The organism is Bradyrhizobium sp. JYMT SZCCT0180 (assembly GCF_018130165.1).
Lineage (GTDB): Bacteria > Pseudomonadota > Alphaproteobacteria > Rhizobiales > Xanthobacteraceae > Bradyrhizobium.
In genome coordinates, this window is the sequence record NZ_JAFCLZ010000018.1 from 44,711 (window position 1) to 65,212 (window position 20,502).

Consider the following 20,502-nt stretch of genomic DNA (forward strand, 5'->3'; position numbering starts at 1 on the left):
GCTGAAGCGTACGGCGAAAGCGTGTGGTCCTGGCGCCCGTAACGGCGTCAAGCCCTGACGAAGCTAACGCTTCGGAGGGGTGACGGTGGCAATAGAGGCCGTCTCACCGGGGAGAGCGCGTTATAAGCCGTAAAGCCATTGCGCAGGGAATGTCGGGTGTTCTCCGCTGCCCTGTATGCTCATGTGCAGCATTCTTATGCACAGTCGCACATGAGATCGCGGGTGCAGCGCGCATCCGGCATTCCCTGCGCCCTCTCGTTTTTGGAGGGTAACTCGGTTGCACAACTCGGGCGCATCGCGCGGCGAGGGTGCGGAACTGTGCCTTGCGAAAGTCGACCCCTTGGCTAACCCACCCTGGTTGGACAGGATGTCGCATTTTGCGATGCAGCAAACCTTGAAGGCCGTCTCCTGCTAACGGGCAATGGCGTTTCGCCCGGCTTCTCTGTATTGGTTCGGTGGCATACAAGCTTCGGAGCCGGGTGTTCGCGCTCCGCAAAAAATTACGTGGGAGGAAACATGAAGAAATTGATTTTGGCTGCGGCATCGATTGCAGCTTTGGCCCTGGCGGGTCCGGCGTCGGCGCAATCGCCGATCGTCATCAAGCTCAGCCATGTCGTGGCGCCGAACACGCCGAAGGGGCTGGCGTCGGAGAAATTCAAGGAACTGGCCGAGAAGTACACGGGCGGCAAGGTCAAGGTCGAGGTCTACCCGAATTCGCAGCTCTACAAGGACAAGGAAGAGCTGGAGGCGCTGCAGCTCGGCGCGGTGCAGATGCTGGCGCCATCGAGCGCCAAGTTCGGGCCGATCGGCGTCAAGGAATTCGAGGTGTTCGATCTGCCGTACATCCTCCCCGACCTGAAGACGCTGCGCAAAGTCACCGACGGTCCGCTCGGAGCAAAGCTGCTGAAGCTGCTCGATGCCAAGGGAATGACCGGTCTCGCCTATTGGGACAACGGCTTCAAGCAGATGAGCGCCAACAAGAAGCTGATCACGCCGGCCGACTACAAGGGCCTGAAATTCCGCATCCAGTCGTCGAAAGTGATCGAGGCGCAGATGCGTGCGCTGGGCGTGATCCCGCAGGTGATGGCGTTCTCCGAAGTGTATCAGGCGCTGCAGACCGGCGTCGTCGACGGTCAGGAAAACTCCTGGTCGAACATCTACACCCAGAAGATGCACGAGGTGCAGAAGCATATCACCGTCACCAATCACGGTTACATCGGCTATATCGTGGTGGTGAACAAGAAGTTCTGGGACGGCCTGCCGGATGATGTTCGTGTCCAGCTGGACAAGGCCATGAAGGAAGCCACCGCTTACGGCAACGGCCAGTCGCAGAAGGAAAACGACGAAGCGCTCGTCGACATCAAGAAGAGCGGCAAGGCGGAGATCGTCACGCTGACGCCGGAACAGGACGCTGCGATGCGCAAGGCGATGGAGTCGATCTACAAGGATGTCGCCGGCCGCGTCGGCCAAGGGCTGATCGACGAGTTCCTGAAGGAGACCAGGGGCGCGACCAACTGAGACGACGATTTGAGATGCCGGGAGCAAGCTCTTGGTAGGGGCAAATAAATCGTTCTCCGTCATGCCCGGCCTTGTGCCGGGCATCCACGTCTTATTCGCTTAGCAGCGTGAAAGACGTGGATGGCCGGGACAAGCCCGGCCATGACGAGCTTCGATATTGGGGGACTTGATGTTTCTACGAATCCTCGACCGGCTCGAGGAACTGCTGATCACATTCCTGATCGCGGCCGCCACGGTGATTATCTTCATCGCGGTGGTGCATCGCTATCTGGTCGGCATTCCTGTTTTCTATCCGTACCTGTTTCCCATCAACCTCGCATGGGCGCAGGAGCTCTGCATCATCATGTTCGTGTGGATGGCGAAGTTCGGTGCCGCCTATGGCGTGCGCACCGGCATCCATGTCGGCGTCGACGTGCTGGTCAACAAGCTCGGTCCGAATAAGCGCAAAGTCATCGTCATGTTCAGTCTGCTGTGCGGTGCGCTGTTTACGTTCGTCGTTGGATCCATGGGGGCGAAATTTGTCTACGGGCTCTACCACACCGACCAGGTGACGGCCGACATGGAGATTCCGAGCTGGATCACCTATCTCTGCGTTCCGCTCGGCTCCTACCTGATGTGCTTCCGCTTCCTGCAGGTGGCCAATAATTTCTGGCATACCGGGCATCTGCCGCATCACGACGAAACCCAGGTCGAGGGCGTGGAGATCGATGCGCCCGGTGTCGGCGCTGGGGGGATCGCCCGATGATCACGCTGATGATCTTCGGGCTGCTCGTCGCCCTGATGTTGACGGGTATGCCGATCTCGATCGCGCTCGGCCTGACCGTGCTGACGTTCCTGTTCTTCATGACCTCGGTGCCGATCGAGTCCGTGGCGCTGAAGCTTTTCACCGGCATCGAGAAGTTCGAGATCATGGCGATCCCGTTCTTCATCCTGGCCGGCAACTTTCTGACCCATGGCGGCGTCGCCAGACGCATGATCGCTTTTGCCAGAACGATGATCGGCCATTGGCCCGGAGGGCTCGGCATCGCCGCCACCATGGCAGCCGCGCTGTTCTCGGCGGTGTCGGGGTCTTCGCCCGCAACCGTCGTCGCCATCGGTTCGATCATGCTGCCGGCGATGCTGTCGGTCGGCTATCCCAAGCGCTTTGCCGCCGGCGTCATCGTCACCGGCGGCGCGCTCGGCAACCTCATTCCGCCGTCGATCATCATGGTGATCTATGCGGTGGCGACGAGCGGGGCGGTTTACTTTGGCCCGAATGGCGAGAAAGTCGCATCTGCCTCGGTCGGGCAGTTGTTCATGGCCGGCATGGTGCCGGGCGTGATCCTGGCGATCATGCTGTCGGGGACCACGTGGTATCGCGCCTGGAAGAACAATATTCCGCGGGTCGAGAAGGCTTCGTGGGGCGAGGCGTTCACGGCGTTCATGGACTCGTTCTGGGGCGTCTCCCTGATAGTCGTGGTTCTCGGCGGCATCTATCTCGGCTGGTTCACGCCGACCGAAGCCGCGGCGATGAGCGCGGTTTACGCCTTCCTGATCGAGATGTTCATCTACAAGGACCTGAAGTGGAAGGACGTGCCAAAAGTCCTGCTCGTCTCCGCCAACATGAGCGCGATGATCCTCTACATCGTCACCAACGCGGTGCTGTTCTCGTTCCTGATGACGAGCGAGCAGATCCCGCAGGCGATGTCGAACTGGATCACGAACAGCGGCATCACATGGATCACCTTCCTGCTGGTGGTGAACCTGCTGCTGCTCTTGGCCGGCAACGTGATGGAGCCGTCGTCGATCGTGCTGATCATGGCGCCGATCCTCTATCCGATCGCGGTCAAGCTCGGCATCCATCCGGTGCATTTCGGCATCATGATCGTGGTCAACATGGAAATCGGCATGTGCCATCCGCCGGTCGGCCTCAATCTCTATGTGGCCTCCGGCATCGCCAAGATGGGCATTACCGAATTGTCGATCGCGGTGCTGCCATGGCTGGTCACGCTGCTGGTTTTCCTCGGCCTCATCACCTACATCCCGGAATTGTCGCTGTGGCTGCCGCGTACGCTCGGGATGCTTTAACGATTTGGACAGACGAGGTTCATCGACATTACATCTTGGTAAGGGAAGGCACTCTTGCCTATCGTTAAGTTGATTGCCGGCAGCCGCGGGCCCATCTTCATGCGACTTTTCAACGGAGGTCAGCATGAGGAAGTTCACCATCGCCGCGGTCGCGGTGCTCGCCATCGCCGGTTCGACGGCGGTCTATGCCCAGCACCGTCATTGGGGCTACGGGCATATGCGGATGAACCCGGAAGACCGGGCGGCGTTTGCCGACGCGCGGATCGCCTCCGTTCATGCCGGGCTCAAGCTGACCGCCGACCAGGAAAAGCTGTGGCCGGCGGTGGAAACCGCGGTGCGGGAATTCGCCAAACTGCGGATCGATCGGGCCAATGCGCGGATGGATGCGCGTCGGGACGATTCGAGCCCGCAGAAGCCGGATGATCCGGTGGCGCGGCTGCGCGAGCGGGCCGACAACATGGCGACTTCGGCGGCCGCCATGAAGAAAATCGCCGATGCGGCCGATCCGCTCTACAAGACGCTGGATGACGGCCAGAAGCGCCGCCTGGCCGTGCTGACCGGAATGGACCGGTTTCGTGGCCATGGCGAAGGCTGGCGGGAGCGCCGGATGGAGCGTTTTGAGCGGGATCGCGACGATGGCGGCCGGGACCGCGGCTACAACCGCAACCGCTATGACCGGGATGACGGGCCGGACCGGGGGGGCCCGGAGCGGCTCTGAGCACAGGTTTGCCGAGGTAGAGCGTTTTCCAGCGAAGTGGACCCCGGTTCGCGTGAAGAAAACGCGTCAAAACAAGAATCTAGAGCCCCGTTCCGATTCCATCGGAACGGAAAAGGCTCTAGGGCGGAAGCCGCTGAAATCCAGCGGCTTTTTGCCTTTCCGGGCTCGCGCCAAAGGCCGGGAAAACTCGCTCCAGCTTGCTGGACATCGGGGAATCGCTTTGCTAAACGACGCCCTCTTGCGAAGGCTTTTCCGGACCAAGTCCGGGCGCATAGCTCAGTTGGTAGAGCAGATGACTCTTAATCATCGGGTCCCAGGTTCGAGCCCTGGTGCGCCCACCAAGCTTTTCAAGAATTTGGCCAGATAGCCGCCCGCAGCCCGCGAACCGTTTGCGCGGTCGCGGCTGAGCTGTATCTGAATGCTCCGCAGGGCGGATCGGCAGTCAGGAAGTCAATGGACGGGGGCGAGCGTCCGCTTCAGCTTGTTGACGGCGCGAACGGCCAGACCGAGCAGGAACGGACTGGTCTGGCGGAAGACGGCGACCTTTTTCACATAGCCCTCGACATGCCATTTGGCGTGCGCACCGTTGTGGAAAACGATCACGTCACCGACGCCGTAACGTTTCGGTGGCATGCCCTTGCTCTCGAGCACGATCGATCCTTCCTGGATCACGATGGTCTCGTCGACATCGTAGTACCAGTTGAATTTGCCCTCGGTGCAGGACCAGATCACGGTTGTGGCAGCGCCGTCCGCGCTCGTCGACAGCACATGCGAGCGGGCTTCCGGATTGCCTTCAAGGATCCAGGATGGCTCGATCGGCGACGGCTTGAGATCCACGTTCAAATGGCCGGTTTCAATAAGCGCAAGCGGCATCGATCACCTCAGCGGATTGAAAAAGTGTGCACGGTCAACAGCGTCCCGGCCACGCGAGTTGCAGATTGCTAATTCTCCCGGAACGGATGGGACTAGACTATCCCAAAAACAATGAAGAGTGGTCGCTCAACGCGGGTTACCTCTAAAGAGGCATCTCAGGCGCCGTGTCGAAACTCGAGATGAAGTTAGAATGCGAGCTGGCGCCCGGCGAAGAGGGTCGATGATGCGACGAAGCCGGTGTGACTAGGAGACCGGCTATGATTCGAGGTTTCAAGGTTCGTTCCGCTGAACGCGATGCTCAGACCGACAGCGAACGGTTCGGTTCGATTTCGGCCGCGATTAGCGCAGCGGTTGCGTCAGTTCAGAAGGAGAGGGACGCGTTGCGTGGGCGAGTAGATGCGGCGCGCGATCTGGCTTCCTTTGCCGCGGGCACGGACTACGAAGAATATCTGACCCGGGATGCCAGGGATGCATCCATGATCAAGGAATACGAGTCCCAGATGATAGCCGGCGAAAAGCGCGTGCAGGAGCTGGAGGGCCAGCTTGGCAGTCTGATCGCTGTTCGGGAAGTTTTCAGCCGCTACTTCCCCGGCATGCCAGGGTAGGCCGAGGCGAGGCGCCGGCTACACTTAGGCAGTGTTGCCGGCGTCCACCGTCAGCACAGTGCCGGTGATGTTCCGGCCGCCTTCGCCCAGGAGATACTCGACCATCGAAGCGATGTCGTCGGCCTCGGGCAGGCGGCGCAACGCGCTGCGGCCGGCGATCCGCCGGCGGCCGTCGTCGTCCAGGGACTTGGTCAATTCGGTGTCGAGGAAGCCGGGCGCGATCGCGTTCACGGTGATGCCGAGCTTGCCGACCTCGCGGGCCAGCGAACGGGTAAATCCGCCGGCCGCTGCCTTGGACGCGCCGTAGACGGCCAAGCCGTTGTAGCCGGTCGAGGCGATGATGGAGGAGATGTTGACGATGCGCCCGGCGCCGTCGGCCATCATATGGCGCACCACGTATTTGGTCAGAACGATCGGCGACAGCACGTTCAGACGGATCAACGCCTCGATCTCGGAATTGCGCGTGTTGGCCAGCAGCCCTTCGCTGCTGATCCCGGCATTGTTGACGAGGCCGTAGATCGCGCCGAAGGCGTCGCGCAGCTCCTTCACGAAGGTGGGAATCTTGTCGGTCTGGCCGAGATCGAACGCCCTGAAGTGCAGGCGGTCCGCTCCCACCTCGCGGATGGCCTGTCCCAGCTCCTCGCTCTCGCGGCGCGCGACCGCGACCACATTGTAGTCGCCGGATGCGGCAAGCCTGCGTGCAATCGCAAGCCCGATGCCGCGACTGCCGCCAGTGACGAGGACGTTATGCATCGGCGCGCGTCAGTTTGCCGCCTGCCGTCAGGTCCAGCCGCTCGACGAAGCGGATCACCGCAGGCACCTTGTATGCTGCCAGCGCGTCGTTGCACCGGCTGAGAATCTCCGTACGGATCGTCTCGTGGCGACCAGCGTCGGTGCCGTCGGCGAGGACGATGTCGGCGACCACGATGGCGCCAGTGATCGGGCTTCTGCGCGACCGCGCGCGCGACATTCGCACGGACTCGTGCCGATTGATCACGGTCTCGACCTCCTCGGGATGGACCTTCAGCCCGCCGATGTTGATGATGCCGGTACGCCGGCCGACAAAGTAGTAGCGCTCGTCGCGCAGTTCGACCAGGTCACCGGTGTCGACGAAGCCCTCGGCGTCGGTGAGCTGCGGCGCGCCGGTGCCGACATAGGAGCGTGCCGTGCGGTGAGAGCGGATCCGAAGCGAGCCGTCGACGACCTTCATCTCGACGCCGTCGCGGTTCTGCCCGACCAGGTCGGCGGGAAAACCCTCGCGCCCGTCGTTGACCGCGAAACCAACGCCGGCCTCGGTCGAAGCATAGGCATGGCCGATCGACGCCTGCGGAAACGCCCGGGCGAGGCCGTCGAGCACCGCCTGGTCGGCGATTTCGCCGGACAGGCGGACATAGCGTGGCGAGAAGTCCGCGACCGCGCTGCTCATCAGGAGCTTGCGCCAGTGCGACGGTGTCCCGGAAATGTGGGTGACGCCGCCCGCGCGCAGCCGTGCCACGTGATCGACGGTGGCTTCCTTGGGCTCCGACAGCACCATCGATCCGCCGCCGATCACCGCGCGCAGGAAGATCTGCAGGCCGCCGTAGCGACGGATGTCGTAGAACGTCGCCCAGGTCGCGTTCTGGTAGCGCGCAGCACCGTCGGCGATGATCGCGCCGGCCAGCCCGTCGAGCGTATGGCCGACGATCTTGGGCGGCCCGGATGTGCCCGAGGTCAGCATCAGCCACTCGGTCGCGCGTTCGGTCTTCCATCCCGCACCCGGCCGTTCAGGCAGACCGGCGCCGACGACCAGATGCGCGCCATCATCGCATCGGTGAAGCGGCCTGTCGGTCACGATGGCGTCGATCTCGGCATCCGCAAGCAGGCCCTCGATGTGATCCGGATCGAGGTCGGGCGGGCACAGAAGCATGCGGCGTGCGACGCCGTCGAGCTCGATCATCGCGAGCGCAGACTGCAGCTGTCCCGACGTCGCAAGCAGCACCGAGCGGCCGGACAGCTCGCGATATCTGCCGATCAGACAGCTGTACCCGAGAATGTCGGTCAGCGATATGACGTGCCGGGCATCGGAAATCGTGCGGCCCTTCAGCTCCGGGCCGAGATATTCGCGAAGCGCTAATACGTCAGGCTGGGACATTCTCGTATGCTCTGATGAACTCGCCGACGGTCGACGGGAAGGCGGCGTCCTCCGCGATGGTGAACGGATCGAAGCCGAGATCGTCTTCCAGCCGCGCGACCAGGATCGCGAACGCCAGAGAATCGAACCCGGTGTCCTGCAGCGCCAGATCGTCCCGGAGCGGCGGAAGGGTGACCTTTTGCTCTTCAGCGATCTGCTGCATCGCCGAAAAAATCCTCAACTTTACCGACATGAACACCTCACCTCTTCAAAAAGCGGCTCTTCGAGCCGATGCTAAAACCTGATTCCGCCTTCCGCGACGCGCGCGTAGACGGCCCGGTCGATCGAACGATAGGCGCGGGTCGCCGGATCGCGCAGGAACAGCCGGTCGCTCACGACGGAAGGATCGAATCCCTCGCGGATCAACCGCTGCTTGTTCCTCTTGAAGGTCTCGGTGGCGTCGAGTTCCTCGCAGAACCTGACGAAGACCGGAATGGCATAGACCGGGAGCCGGCGCGACAGGTGTTCCGCGAACATCCCAAGATCGAAATGCTGGTCCACGACCAGGGCCGCCATGCCGGCGCGGCCGTCGGCGCCGGGGACGGCGGCCCCGTAGGTTGAGGCGTCAACAACGCCGGGGCAGTCCATGATCGCGTCGTTCACCTCGCTGGTCGCGACGTTCTCGCCCTTCCAACGGAAGGTGTCGCCGACCCGGTCGACGAAATAGAAGTAGCCCTGCTGGTCCCGATGCATCAGATCGCCAGTCCGGAACCAGGCATCGCCTTCGGCAAACACATTGCGGAGAATCTTCTTCTCGGTCTCGGCCGGCTCCGTATAGCCTTCGAAAGGTCCGCCACCCCGATCTGCGGTGCCGATGCGCCCGATTGCCTCGCCGACCTCGCCGTGGGTGCAGGCGATGCAGAGCCCGTCGTCGCCGCGGACCGGGCTGCCGCTGTCGGCATCGACCTTAACGATCGAGGCGGGAAAGCGATGCGCCAGCAGCGGCGGGATACGGCCGATCGCGCCGGGTTTTCCCTCGAAGTTGAACAGCGAAAAATTACCTTCCGTCGCGGCGTAGAATTCCAGGACCTGCGGAATCGCGAACCGCTTCGCGAACGCCTCCCAGATGTCGCCGCGCAATCCGTTGCCGACAGCCAGCCGCAGCCCGTGTCCGACCTGCAGCCCCGACGCCGGTGCGTTCAGCAGGTAGCGGCAGAGTTCACCGATATACTGGAAGACGGTGCAGTCGAAGTACATGATGTCGTCCCAGAAGTCTTCCGCGGAGAACTTCTCGGCGATCACGACCGAACCGCCGGCGCGAAGCATGCTGCAAGGCGCGACGACACCGCCCACCGAATGATTGAGCGGCAAGCAATTGTAAAGGCGGTCGTGGTTGGAAGCGTCTGTCAGCCCGGCAAACCATCCTCCCCAGCTGAGGATGCGGCGATGACTGACGTTTACCGCCTTTGGCAATCCCGTGGTGCCCGAGGTGTAGATCAGCAAGGCGCGTTCACTGATCGTGACGTCGCCGCGCTCGACGGAGGACAGCGGGCGTGGATCCGTGCCGGCGAGCGCCGCATCCAGATCGGCGCCAGTGCTGCCAGGACCCAGCCTCCAGATCTGGGGCACGCGATCCAGGTGCGGACGTGCGGCTTCGAACGCATTCATGCAATCGGCGGCAAGAACGATGTGGTCGGCACGCGCGACGTCGATGCAATGGGCAAGGGACCGGCCGACCAGCCGGGTGTTGATTAGCGCCACCGTACCGCCGACGCTGCTGATTCCGAGCCAGCAGGCAACGTACTCCGGCCGGTTCGGCATCAGCAGACAGACGGTATCGCTGGCGCGGACGCCCAGGCTCCGCGCCCAACGCGCATATTGGCTGATCCGGGCGCTGAGTTCCCCGTAGGTGAAGGATTGACGGTCCGAGAGCAGTGCAGGGCGTTCGGGTTGCCGTTTCGCCCATTCTTCCACGACGTCGGCGAATAGCCGTTGCGGTTCGGCGTCGATCCGCGAGGTCAGTTCGATGGCCTTCAGCCAGGCTTTGGTGGCAGACGGTCTGGGTCGCGGGTCACCGCTTTCAGTCGCCCGCTGAAGTGCGCCTGCTTTCATGATCTGACCCAGATGATTTCGATCGTTGCTCGCGCCGACCAGGTCGCGAGGCGGCAGAGCTGCGGCGGAAGGAGTGACGAGGCGCATCGGACCGCGCGCGATCTTGCGATCACTGTCGATGAGGTTTCGCTCGATCGCACAAGACGCATCTCTGTCCAACTCCCTTATCCCGTCGCGGGTCCGAGTTGGTTGAGGATCATAACCTCCAGCGTCTTCACCGATTGGAAATTCTCGGGTGTGATCTCGGGCTGGGGAAGGGTGAGATCGAACTCGGCTTCGACCTTGAGCATCAGCGCGACCATATCCATCGAGTCCAGTCCGATATCCACCAGCCGGGACTCCGGGTGGACATCCGCGATGATAGCGTTCTGCGCGAGGACGTTCCTGACGACGGAAAGAACACGCTCTTGGACGTTTGCGGCAAAGTCTTGCATTTCAGCTCCACTCATCGCGTGACGGGGGCAGATCATGATGGACGTGACGATACCTGACTGCGGCTCAGGTCAGTAGCTCCACTTCGGGGGTACCCCGCTTGGGAGCACGTTCTCGGTAACATCCACCTTTGCGCCGCCGACTCCACAACTGCGGTCGGTTAGATTGCCGCCGTCGCACTCGCGGAATTGGTCTCGACCCGTCGGGTCTTCGACCATCAAACCATCCAAATGGGAGCTGTTGGGCCATGAATGTGCAGGAAGTCCAGTTCCGCAGTCTCGCTCGGGAAACCAGCCGAGTGCCATTCTCTCCCGATCGCGCTTCGTTCCCGCAGCGGGCTGCCGCCGTCGCGGAGGCTGCGGCGTCGGAGGCCGTAGCGGTCGACCGCGAAGCGCGCTTCCCGCAGAAGGCGATCGACGCTGCGCGCGCGGAAAGACTTCTAGGCGCCCAGATCCCGATCGAGTTCGGCGGCGACGGCGCGTCGATTTCCGAGGTGGCCGACATGTGCTACGCGCTCGGACGCGCCTGCGCTTCGGCCGGGATGATCTTCGCGATGCATCAGACCAAGATCGCCTGTCTGGTCCGTCACGGCGCGGGCAGCAGCTGGCACGAAAGGCTGATGCGCCGCGTGGCGGCCGAACAAATGCTCCTGGCGTCTTCGACAACGGAAGGTCAGAACGGCGGAAACATTCGCTTCAGCTCGGCCGCGGTGGAGCACGAGGGCGCCGAGATCTCGCTGGTGCGCGACGCGACGGTGATTTCCTACGGCGCCGAGGCGGACGGCATCGTAACCATTGCCCGCCGCTCCGACGACGCCACCGGATCCGATCAGGTACTGTTGGCCATCACACGCGACGACTACACGCTGGAGCAAACTCTCGCATGGGAGACGCTCGGCATGCGTGGCACCTGCAGCGCCGGCTTCAAGCTGAGCTTCAAGGGCTCGGCGGAACAGATATTCCCGGTGGCATACGAAAAGGTCCATGCGCAGACCATGACGCCCGTCGCGCACCTATGCTGGTCGTCGGTCTGGGCGGGTATCGCGGCTGCGGCAGTGGACCGGGCGCAGCTCTTCATCCGCAAGGCCGCCCGCGGGGCCGGCGGCAACCTTCCTCCCGGCGCGCCGCATTTTACGTCCGCCAAGATGACTCTGACGAAACTGCGCGCCCTCATCGCCGCGAACCTCGATTCCTTTGCGGCCCGCGAACAAGACGAGCGCGCGCTTTCGTCCCTCGACTTCCAGTCCTCGATCAACCTTCTCAAGGTGGAGGCCTCGGAACTCGCGGTCACGGTCGTCATGCATGCGATGCGCGCGTGCGGCCTTTCCGGCTATCGCAACGACACCGATGTCAGTGTCGGTCGCCATCTCCGCGACGTGCTGTCGGCTCCGATCATGATCAACAACGATCGCATCCTTGCCAGCATGGGTAGCGCCACTCTGATGAGCGCCGTCCCGGCGTCACTGCGCGATTGATTTTCTTCTCGAAGAAATGGGGTTGGTATGAACGTAGCCATGTTTACTGCACCGGCGGAACCCACTCAGGCTGAGGCTGATCCGCTGGACCATCTTGCCGACGCGCTGTTCCACAAGATGGGCTCTCCGGGTGTCTATGCCCGCACCGCGCTCTATGAAGACGTTGTGGAGCGGCTCGCGGCGCTGATCACGCGGCACCGCGAACCGGACACCGAGGTGATGCGCTTTCCTCCCGTCATGAGCCGCGCGCAGCTTGAGAAGTCGGGCTATCTGAAGAGCTTTCCGAACCTGCTCGGCTGTGTCTGCGGCCTGCACGGCACGGACAGTGAGATCGACGCGGCGGTCAGCCGTTTCGATGCTGGCGGCGACTGGACCATGTCACTTTCACCGGCCGACCTCGTGCTGTCGCCGGCCGCCTGCTATCCGGTCTATCCGATCGCGGCGAGCCGGGGTCCCCTGCCGGCGGGCGGCTTATGTTTCGACGTGGCCGCCGATTGCTTCCGTCGCGAGCCCTCGCTCCATCTCGACCGGCTGCAGTCCTTCAGGATGCGCGAATACGTCTGCATCGGCAGCCCCGACCACGTCTCGGCGTTCCGCGAGCGTTGGATGGTGCGCGCTCAGGAGATCGCCCGCGATCTCGGACTGACCTTCAGGGTCGACTATGCCAGCGATCCATTCTTCGGCCGGGTCGGCCAGATGATGGCGGTGAGCCAAAAGCAGCAGTCGCTGAAATTCGAGTTGCTGGTGCCTTTGCGCTCCGAGGAGAAACCGACTGCATGTATGAGCTTCAACTATCACCGCGATCACTTCGGCACCACCTGGGGCATTAAGGACGCGACCGGTGAGCCGGCCCATACTGGTTGCGTGGCCTTCGGAATGGATCGTCTCGCCGTCGCCATGTTCCATATCCACGGCAAGTCCGTCGCAAGGTGGCCGACCGCGGTGCGGGACCTGCTCGGCTTCCCGCGGAACGACCGGTAGCCGACGTCGGCATTCGAGGAACTGAAATGCACCAACGAACTCCCGAGGTAGCCCGCGACCGAAGAGCCGAAGGGCCAACCTCCATGAAAAGAGAGACCCTCGCCGTACACGGCGGCTTCGACAACGATCCGACCACCAAAGCCGTCGCCGTTCCGATCTATCAGACCGCCTCGTATGCCTTCGACAGTGCCGACCATGGCGCCGCGCTCTTCAACCTCGAAGTGGACGGCTTTCGCTACACCCGGATCGGCAATCCGACCAACGCAGTGCTGGAGAAGCGCGTTGCCGCCCTGGAAGGAGGCATCGAGGCGATGAGCGTGGCGTGTGGCCAGGCCGCGGTGAACTATGCGGTGGTCAACATCGCGGATATGGGCAGCAACATCGTCTCGGTCCCGCAGCTCTACGGCACCACGCATACGCTGTTCGCGCACATCTTGCCGAGGCAGGGCATCACGGTCCGGTTCTCGGAAGACGACAGTCCGGCGAGCATAGAGAAGCTGATCGACGACGATACGCGTGCGGTGTTCTGCGAGAGCGTGGGAAATCCGGCCGGAAACGTTTGCGACATCGAAGCGATCGCCGAGGTCGCCCACAGGCATGGCGTGCCGCTGATTGTCGACAACACGGTTCCTACCCCGATCCTGCTCAGGCCGATCGAATACGGAGCGGACATCGTGGTCGAGTCGCTCACGAAGTTCATGGGCGGGCACGGCACCACGCTCGGCGGAATCATCGTCGATAGCGGCAGGTTTCCATGGGCGAAGCATCGCCGGCGCTTTCCGATGCTGAACGAGCCGGAGAAATCCTACCACGGGATGGTCTTCACCGAGCGCTACGGGGCCGCCGCCTACATCGCCCGGTGCCGCGCCGTCTCCCAGCGGACCACCGGCTCCATCCTGGCGCCCTTCAACGCTTTCCTGCTGCTCCAGGGCATCGAGAGCGTCGCGGTGCGGATCGAGCGGCACGTCGAAAATGCCGAGAAGGTCGCGCGGTTTCTGCGCGACAACCGCCGCGTCGGATGGGTCAACTACGCGGGCTTTGACGATAGCCCCTATCACGCGCTGACGCAGAAATATCTGGGCGGCCGCGCGTGTTCGCTGCTGACCTTCGGCGTGGCCGGAGGGTTCGAGGCTGGCAAGCGGTTCTACGACGCGCTGAAACTGTTCAAGCGGCTGGTCAATATCGGGGACGCCAAATCGCTTGCTTGCCACCCGGCATCGACCACCCACCGGCAGATGTCGCCCGAAGAGCAGGAACGGGCCGGCGTGCGGCCCGAGATGATCAGGCTGAGCGTTGGTATCGAGCACGCCGACGACATCATCGCCGACCTCGATCAGGCGCTCCGTGCCGCAGATTGAGTGCAGGTCAACCATGAAGGCATTCAGATGCCCGTCCTTGTAAATATAGATTCGTACGAACACCACCTTTTCTCAAGAGCGCGGAACGGAAGCGGCGCAGAGTCCCCCGGAAACCGGAAGGAATGCCTCGACATCGGGCTGATCAACAACATGTCGGATGCCGCCTTGATGTCCACCGAGCGCCAGCTGTTCGACCTGCTCGGCGCGGCGGCCGGCGAGCTCCTGGTCAGGCTGCATTTCTACACGATGGAGACGACGCCCCGTTCGGACTGGGGGCGCGATTACGTGCGTCGCTACTACCGTGGCACCGACGATCTGCTGAACAGGCGCCTGGACGGCGTGATCGTGACCGGCGCCGAACCGAGAGCCGCCAGCCTGCCGGAAGAACCATACTGGTCCAGCTTCGTCCAAATCATCGACTGGGCCAGGGAGAGCACCGTGTCGTCGGTGTTTTCCTGTCTGGCCGTCCATGGGGCCGTCCTGCACCTGGATGGCGTGGAGCGCCACAAGCTGCCTGCCAAATGCATCGGCGTCTTCGCTCAAACGAAGACGAGGGATCATCCCTTGATGCGCAACGTTCCGGCGACCTTCAGAACGCCGCACGCCCGGTGGAACGAGGTGCAGGAGAGGGCTGTCGAGAGCTGCGGATACTCCGTTCTCACCAAGTCGGCAGAGGCCGGCGTCGACTGCTTCGTCAAGCAACAGGGGAAGAGCCTCTTCGTCAATTTCCAGGGCCATCCGGAGTACGACACCCACAGCCTGTTGGCTGAATTCAGAAGGGACATGGGTCGTTTCCTCCGCGGCGAGAGCGAGGTCTGTCCGACGATACCGAGCGGCTATTTCGCCTCGGAGGCGGAAGAGATTCTGACGGCCTTCCGGCGCAAAGCCCTTTCCGACAGAAGTCCGGAGCTTTTCGCCGATTTCCCGGTAGACCAAGTGGCGAAGGATTTGAGAAACGCCTGGCATCCGCCGGCACGGCGCATATACCGCAACTGGCTGCTGTACATGGCCTCGCAGCGAGCTGGACGCTCAAAGCCGTTTGCCTTCAACGGAAGTTATCGAACGAGGCCCAGGCCTGCCGCGGCGTAGATCATGGGTGCGTCCGGGCAACATGGAGAACCGGAGCAACGGCCGCGATCCGCTAGCCGGGCTCTCGCTAGCCGGCCTGCCGACGAAGAAGCGGGAGCGGATTGTATGATGGAGTTCGGACCGTGATCCGATGCCGCGAGATAGGACCGGCCGACCTTGCTGCCATTGCCGATCTTCTGACGCGTGGCTTTGCCCGCCGTTCGCGCGACTACTGGATGGACGGGCTCCAGCGCGCTTCCGTGCGCCAGGTACCCGATGGTTTCCCCCGCTTCGGGTACATGCTCGACAATGATGGGATGCCCGTCGGCGTTCTGCTGTTGATCTACACGGAACGGGACGATGACGGCGGGACCTCGATCCGCTGCAACCTCTCCAGCTGGTATGTGGAACCTGCCTTCCGCAACTACGCCTCGATGCTGACCAGCGTCGCGCAGCGCCACAAGCGCGTCACCTACGTCAACATCAGCCCGGCCTTCTCGACCTGGCGGACCATTGAGGCTCAGGGATTCCGCCCCTATTGTGGCGGCCTGTTCTTCTCCTTTCCGGCGCTTTCGCGTCCGAAGAGCATGCGCGTCGAAGTCGTTCAGCAGGGCGCATATGCGGTCGACGGCTTGTCCGACGCCGACGTCGCGCTGCTTACGCGGCATGCGGCCTATGGTTGCCTAAGCCTGGTGTGCCGCGCGGGCGACGGCCGCGGCTACCCCTTCGTCCTGCAGCCGATGCGCAAACGCGGGATCCCCCTGCCAGCGATGCGGCTGATCTATTGCCCCGACGTGGCCGACTTTGTCGCCTGCGCCGGCGCCATCGGCCGCTTCCTGCTCCGGCGCGGCCGGATATTGCTCGCCCTCGACGCCAATGGCCGCATGAAGGATCTGATCGGCTTCTACAGGGGACAGCGCGGCCGCAAATACTTCAAGGGTCCGCAGTGTCCCCGGATTGCCGATCTGTCGGATACCGAGCTGGTCATCTATGGACCGTAATTTTGCTGCCCAATGGAGAGCCGTCATGATTCCCACCAGCAAGTCCGTCAGCCATTCGCAGACATGGACATTCTTCCAAGGCCAGTGGCACGAAGGCAATGTTCCGATCATGGGGCCACGCACCCATGGGCTTTGGCTCGGCTCGACCGTGTTCGATGGCGCACGCGCCTTCGAAGGTGTTGCGCCCGATCTTGACCGCCATTGCGCCCGTGTCAATCAATCCGCGCTCAACTTCGGGCTCAAGCCGATCGTCGATCTCGACACATGGCTGGGTCTGGCGCGCGAAGGCATCGCGCACTTCTCGCCCAATGCCGAACTCTACGTTCGCCCGATGTATTGGCCGCAGAATGGCGTGGGCGGCGGCGTGCTGTTCGATCCGGAGACGATGGACTGGTGCCTTAGCATCTACGAAGCGCCGCTCCCGAAACCTGTCGGCAACGCGATCACGCTGTCGCCGTTCCGCAGACCGACCGCCGAATGCGCGCCGGTCGATGCCAAGGCGGCCTGTCTCTACCCGAACTGTTCGCGGGCCCTGATCGAGGCCGCCTCGCGCGGCTTCCAGAACTGCCTGATGCTGGACATGCTCGGCAACGTCGCGGAGTTCGGCAATGCCAACGTGTTCATGGCGAAAGACGGTGTCGTCTACACGCCGGCGGCGAACGGCACCTTCCTGAACGGCATCACCCGGCAGCGGGTGATCGAACTGCTGCGCGGTTCGGGCGTCACCGTGGTGGAGGCCACGCTGCGCTATGCCGATTTCCTTGCCGCGGACGAGATCTTTTCGTCCGGCAATTTTGCCAAGGTTGCGCCCGTCATTCGGATCGACGACCGGCAGCTTACGCCCGGGCCGTTCTATACGCGTGCGCGGAAGCTGTATTGGGAATTTGCGCACGCGGTAAAGCTTGCGGCGTGATGATGACCTTTCAACCGAGATCAAGTCGCATGGCTTTTCGAGTTGCCGATCTACTCGTGGATTCTCTGATCGCGCACGGCGTCGACCGGGCATTCAGCGTACCCGGCGAAAGCTTCCTTGCGCTCCTTGACGCTCTGTACGAGCGCGACGAGATCGATCTCGTGACTTGCCGCCACGAGGGAAACGCCAGCCTTGCCGCAGTTGCCGACGCCAAGCTCACCGGCCGGGCCGGCGTGGTGATGGTAAGCCGCGGGCCGGGGGCATCCAACGCGGCGCTTGGTCTGCATGTAGCTTCCCAGGAGGCCATACCCCTCGTATTGCTCGTTGGTCAGGTCGGTACGTTTGAGCTGAATCGCGACGCGGTGCAGGAGATCGACACGGGGCGGGCGTTCAGTGGCCTTATCAAGTGGTCCACCAGAATCGATTCGGCGGCCCAGCTGCCCGAGATGATGGCGCGGGCATTCTCCGTGGCGCTTGGCGGCACGCCCGGGCCGGTGGTGATCGAGCTTCCTGAAGACGTTCTCGAGATGGAGGCGGGTCCGCTCTCCGCCAGGGTTCACGGCGTCGCGCGAGCCGAGCCCAGCCGGGCCGCCGTCGAGCAGGCGGCCGTCATGCTTGGCAAGGCGGAGCGACCGATCCTGCTGGTCGGAGGAGAGTGTCGCACCGCGGAATTTCGTAAGGACTTGATTGCGCTGAGCGAGCGCTGGAATGTACCGGTCGCCGCCACCAACAAGATGCAGGATCTGTTTCCGAACGATCACCGGCTCTGGATTGGGCAGCTTGGCTTCTTCACGTCGCCGGCGCATGTTGCGCTCTTTGAGCAAGCGGATCTGATCGTTGCGATCGGAACGCGGCTCGGTGACCTGTCGTCCCTGGGCTTTCGGTTTCCGCGACAATCGTCGCCGTCTCAGCCTCTGGTTCACGTCTATCCCGATCCGAATGCGATCGGGACTCACTTTCATACGGATCTTCCAATCGTCGCGTCGGCCCATCCGTTCTTGAAATCCTGGCTCGACTTGCCGGTCGCGTCGCGCGAGCGCGGTGGGTGGATTGAAGCCGTGACGAAAACCCGAGAGGCGGTGCACGCATGGCCCGAGCCGGGTATCCCGAGCGCCGATGTCTTCGGGCATGCTGTTGCGGCCATCGCCAAGCGCTTCCCGGCAGATGGTATCGTGACGACCGACTCCGGCAACTTCGCCGCCTGGGTACACCGCATATTCCGCTTCCAGCCGTCGGCCCGGCTGCTTGGCTCTGCCTGCGGCGCGATGGGCAGTGGTGTTCCTTCTGCATTGAGCGCGAGCCTTCGTTATCCGAACAATCAGGTGATCGCGTTCTGCGGAGACGGCGGTTTCCTGATGACCGGGAACGAGCTGGCAACAGCCGTTGCCCGCCGGCTCAACATCAAGATCGTGATCTCCAACAACCAATCGTACGGCACCATCCGTTCGTATCAGGAGAAAGCGTTTCCGCAGCGTCCTTGCGGTACGGATCTGTCCAACCCCGACTTTGCGGCCCTTGCCCGCGCATTCGGCGCGCAGGGCTATACGATCACGAACGCAGCGCAGGCAGCGGAGGTCGTCGCGGAAGCAATGTCGGCCAAGGGCCCCGTAGTGCTCGAAGTTCGATCTGATGTACGCCAAACGCCCGATCGATCCCTCGCTGCCGCGCGCGCCGATGCATCGGAGCGCCGGTAGGCTGTTTATGTGCGGCCCTCGGGCCGCGAGCGCCTGATGTGCTGATTGTGTCCGCTAGGTGTACCTCTGAAGGGTTACCTACGGATATCAGCTGCGCATTGATGGAGCGCGGGAGCCGATACCCCATTCGTGCCGTCCATCTGTTCACGTGATGAGGCTCCGTGCAGAGCATAGCCCGGAAGGGTAGGTGTGATTCCCTAATGCAGGGAATAGGATGCGCAGGCGAGGGGCATAAAATCGCGCAACGACGGATTAGAAAAGGATATCACCATGGGACAGGTGATTGCGGTTGGGGCGCGGCACGCAAAGGCTGCGTTGCGCAAGCTGCTTGTGCTGGCGGCGCTGGCCCCGCTGCTCACGGTCGTTCAGCCGTCCGACGCGGATGCACAGACGCAACCTGCTACTCGTCAATTGCGACAGGTGCCGCCGCAAAAGCCGCAAGTGACGATGAACGCCTGGACGGTTGGCCTCGCCGGAGGCCTTCTCGAAGGCGCACCCATCCGTTTGGCGGCCGAAGTAGCCCGCGTCGTCGATGATGGTGACAAACTGCACGTTCTTCCGATCGTGACGCGCGGAGCCACGGAAAACGTGAACTCGCTGCTTTACTTGCGCGGCGTCGATGCCGCCATCATCAATTCCGACGTGCTTGAGGAATACAAGAGCCAGGTGCCCGATATTCAGCAACGGCTGGCCTATGTGCTGAACTTGTTTCCGTCCGAGCTTCATATCTTCGTTCGTCCCGAGATTCAGAGCCTGAACGATCTCGTCGGCAAGAAGGTGAACTTCAATACCCAGGGCACCGCGGCGGCCTATTCGGGGCCGCTGATCTTCAGTCGTCTGGGCCTCGATGTGGAAAAGACCTTCATCCCGCATCAGATCGCGCTCGAGCAGATGCGCAAGGGCGAGATGGCCGCGGTCGTCTTCATTACCTCGAAGCCGGTGGATGCCTTCGTGCGCGGCCGCTGGGAGGCGGGGTTCAAGTTCCTGCCCGTCCCCTATGACCGCAAGTTCGAGGACTATTATCTTCCCGCCGCGCTCGATGCCGCAGAATACCCCAATCTGATCAAGCAGGGCGAACGCGTAACGACGATTGCGGTGCCGACCGCGCTCGTCGCCTTCAATTTTCCAGCCAAATCGAACCGCTACGAGCGGCTAGCGCGCTTTGTGGACCATCTGTTCTCCCGGATTGAAAAGTTGCAGCAGCCTGGCTTCGACCAGAAGTGGAAATCGATCAATCTCGCGGCTACCGTTCCTGGTCTTGCGCGCTTCCCTGCGGCGCAGGCATGGCTCGATCGTGGGCCGCGTGCTGCGCATGCATCGCAATGAGACGCGCGGCCGGTCTGTTCGTGGCTGGAATCACGCTCGCAAGCGGCACTGCTTTGGCGCAGGGGACACAAGATCATCCGACAGCGCAGCTTCACGATTGTTCCCCGGCGGAACGCGCAGCAGGCCTGGAGTGCCCCGAGAGGGCGCCGCGGACCACCGCGCCTCGTCAGGCGAACCAGGGAAACAACTGGATCATTAGCGTGACGATCTCACCCGTCGATTATTCACCGGTCGCTACCGCCACAACATCGT

General features: G+C 62.7%; 19 protein-coding genes and 1 tRNA gene. 14 read left to right on the top strand and 6 right to left on the bottom strand.

The annotated features are described in order from the left end of the window. Nucleotides 1-516: 516 nt before the first annotated feature. From JQ641_RS25285 to JQ641_RS25305, 5 genes are all read left to right on the top strand, one after another. Nucleotides 517-1,518, top strand: coding sequence for a TRAP transporter substrate-binding protein (locus tag JQ641_RS25285; protein WP_211998598.1), 1,002 nt, complete (start codon nucleotides 517-519; stop codon nucleotides 1,516-1,518). Nucleotides 1,519-1,687: 169 nt separating this feature from the next. Continuing rightward, on the top strand, nucleotides 1,688-2,263 hold the full coding sequence (locus JQ641_RS25290) for a TRAP transporter small permease (RefSeq protein WP_211998599.1): 576 nt from the start codon (nucleotides 1,688-1,690) through the stop codon (nucleotides 2,261-2,263). Beyond that, nucleotides 2,260-3,585 carry a TRAP transporter large permease gene (locus JQ641_RS25295; RefSeq protein WP_211998600.1) on the top strand — a complete coding sequence of 442 codons (1,326 nt, stop codon included), beginning with the start codon at nucleotides 2,260-2,262 and terminating at the stop codon, nucleotides 3,583-3,585. Before JQ641_RS25290 ends, JQ641_RS25295 begins: the two co-directional genes overlap by 4 nt. Nucleotides 3,586-3,709: 124 nt before the next feature. Continuing rightward, nucleotides 3,710-4,303 (top strand): Spy/CpxP family protein refolding chaperone, encoded by a 594-nt coding sequence (locus JQ641_RS25300; protein WP_211998601.1) that lies wholly within the window; start codon nucleotides 3,710-3,712, stop codon nucleotides 4,301-4,303. Between the two features lie 265 nt (nucleotides 4,304-4,568). Beyond that, nucleotides 4,569-4,644: transfer RNA gene (locus JQ641_RS25305), tRNA-Lys, on the top strand. A 109-nt stretch (nucleotides 4,645-4,753) separates the two neighbouring features. On the opposite strand, the gene JQ641_RS25310 is transcribed toward JQ641_RS25305, so the two are convergent. Beyond that, nucleotides 4,754-5,176, bottom strand: a complete 423-nt coding sequence (locus JQ641_RS25310) for a cupin domain-containing protein (protein ID WP_211998602.1) — start codon at nucleotides 5,174-5,176, stop codon at nucleotides 4,754-4,756. Between the two features lie 257 nt (nucleotides 5,177-5,433). Here JQ641_RS25310 and JQ641_RS25315 point away from each other — a divergent pair, with 257 nt between their 5' ends. Then, the gene (locus JQ641_RS25315; RefSeq protein ID WP_211998603.1) at nucleotides 5,434-5,781 is read left to right on the top strand and encodes a hypothetical protein; all 348 of its coding nucleotides are present in this window, start codon (nucleotides 5,434-5,436) and stop codon (nucleotides 5,779-5,781) included. Between the two features lie 24 nt (nucleotides 5,782-5,805). On the opposite strand, the gene JQ641_RS25320 is transcribed toward JQ641_RS25315, so the two are convergent. The 5 genes from JQ641_RS25320 to JQ641_RS25340 form a co-directional block, all read right to left on the bottom strand. After that, on the bottom strand, nucleotides 5,806-6,534 hold the full coding sequence (locus JQ641_RS25320) for an SDR family NAD(P)-dependent oxidoreductase (protein WP_211998604.1): 729 nt from the start codon (nucleotides 6,532-6,534) through the stop codon (nucleotides 5,806-5,808). Further along, entirely contained in the window at nucleotides 6,527-7,912 is a 1,386-nt protein-coding gene (locus JQ641_RS25325; protein ID WP_211998605.1) for an AMP-binding protein, read from the bottom strand. The genes JQ641_RS25320 and JQ641_RS25325 overlap by 8 nt, the downstream gene beginning before the upstream one ends. Continuing rightward, complete coding sequence (locus JQ641_RS25330) at nucleotides 7,899-8,144, bottom strand: acyl carrier protein (RefSeq protein ID WP_192738753.1); 246 nt, start codon at nucleotides 8,142-8,144, stop codon at nucleotides 7,899-7,901. Before JQ641_RS25330 ends, JQ641_RS25325 begins: the two co-directional genes overlap by 14 nt. A 41-nt stretch (nucleotides 8,145-8,185) precedes the next feature. Beyond that, nucleotides 8,186-10,003: a long-chain-acyl-CoA synthetase gene (locus JQ641_RS25335; protein ID WP_211998606.1), complete on the bottom strand. Its 1,818-nt coding sequence runs from the start codon at nucleotides 10,001-10,003 to the stop codon at nucleotides 8,186-8,188. A gap of 164 nt (nucleotides 10,004-10,167) precedes the next feature. Continuing rightward, nucleotides 10,168-10,437, bottom strand: a complete 270-nt coding sequence (locus JQ641_RS25340) for an acyl carrier protein (protein WP_192738752.1) — start codon at nucleotides 10,435-10,437, stop codon at nucleotides 10,168-10,170. A 245-nt stretch (nucleotides 10,438-10,682) separates the two neighbouring features. Between JQ641_RS25340 and JQ641_RS25345 the strand changes: the two genes are divergently transcribed. The 8 genes from JQ641_RS25345 (at nucleotide 10,683) to JQ641_RS25380 (ending at nucleotide 20,250) form a co-directional block, all read left to right on the top strand. Further along, nucleotides 10,683-11,909 (top strand): acyl-CoA dehydrogenase family protein, encoded by a 1,227-nt coding sequence (locus JQ641_RS25345; protein ID WP_211998607.1) that lies wholly within the window; start codon nucleotides 10,683-10,685, stop codon nucleotides 11,907-11,909. 27 nt (nucleotides 11,910-11,936) lie between these two features. After that, entirely contained in the window at nucleotides 11,937-12,890 is a 954-nt protein-coding gene (locus tag JQ641_RS25350) for an amino acid--[acyl-carrier-protein] ligase (protein WP_211998608.1), read from the top strand. Nucleotides 12,891-12,973: 83 nt separating this feature from the next. Further along, nucleotides 12,974-14,248 carry an O-acetylhomoserine aminocarboxypropyltransferase/cysteine synthase family protein gene (locus tag JQ641_RS25355; protein WP_211998717.1) on the top strand — a complete coding sequence of 425 codons (1,275 nt, stop codon included), beginning with the start codon at nucleotides 12,974-12,976 and terminating at the stop codon, nucleotides 14,246-14,248. A 27-nt stretch (nucleotides 14,249-14,275) separates the two neighbouring features. Continuing rightward, the gene (gene metA, locus JQ641_RS25360) at nucleotides 14,276-15,337 is read left to right on the top strand and encodes a homoserine O-succinyltransferase MetA (RefSeq protein WP_211998718.1); all 1,062 of its coding nucleotides are present in this window, start codon (nucleotides 14,276-14,278) and stop codon (nucleotides 15,335-15,337) included. A gap of 101 nt (nucleotides 15,338-15,438) precedes the next feature. Then, nucleotides 15,439-16,317: an acyl-CoA acyltransferase gene (locus JQ641_RS25365; RefSeq protein ID WP_211998609.1), complete on the top strand. Its 879-nt coding sequence runs from the start codon at nucleotides 15,439-15,441 to the stop codon at nucleotides 16,315-16,317. A gap of 25 nt (nucleotides 16,318-16,342) precedes the next feature. Beyond that, nucleotides 16,343-17,230 carry a branched-chain amino acid aminotransferase gene (locus JQ641_RS25370; protein ID WP_211998610.1) on the top strand — a complete coding sequence of 296 codons (888 nt, stop codon included), beginning with the start codon at nucleotides 16,343-16,345 and terminating at the stop codon, nucleotides 17,228-17,230. Nucleotides 17,231-17,259: 29 nt separating this feature from the next. Next, the gene (locus JQ641_RS25375) at nucleotides 17,260-18,924 is read left to right on the top strand and encodes a thiamine pyrophosphate-dependent enzyme (protein ID WP_211998611.1); all 1,665 of its coding nucleotides are present in this window, start codon (nucleotides 17,260-17,262) and stop codon (nucleotides 18,922-18,924) included. A 330-nt stretch (nucleotides 18,925-19,254) separates the two neighbouring features. Continuing rightward, nucleotides 19,255-20,250 (top strand): TAXI family TRAP transporter solute-binding subunit, encoded by a 996-nt coding sequence (locus JQ641_RS25380; protein ID WP_349628618.1) that lies wholly within the window; start codon nucleotides 19,255-19,257, stop codon nucleotides 20,248-20,250. The last annotated feature ends 252 nt before the right edge of the window (nucleotides 20,251-20,502 follow it).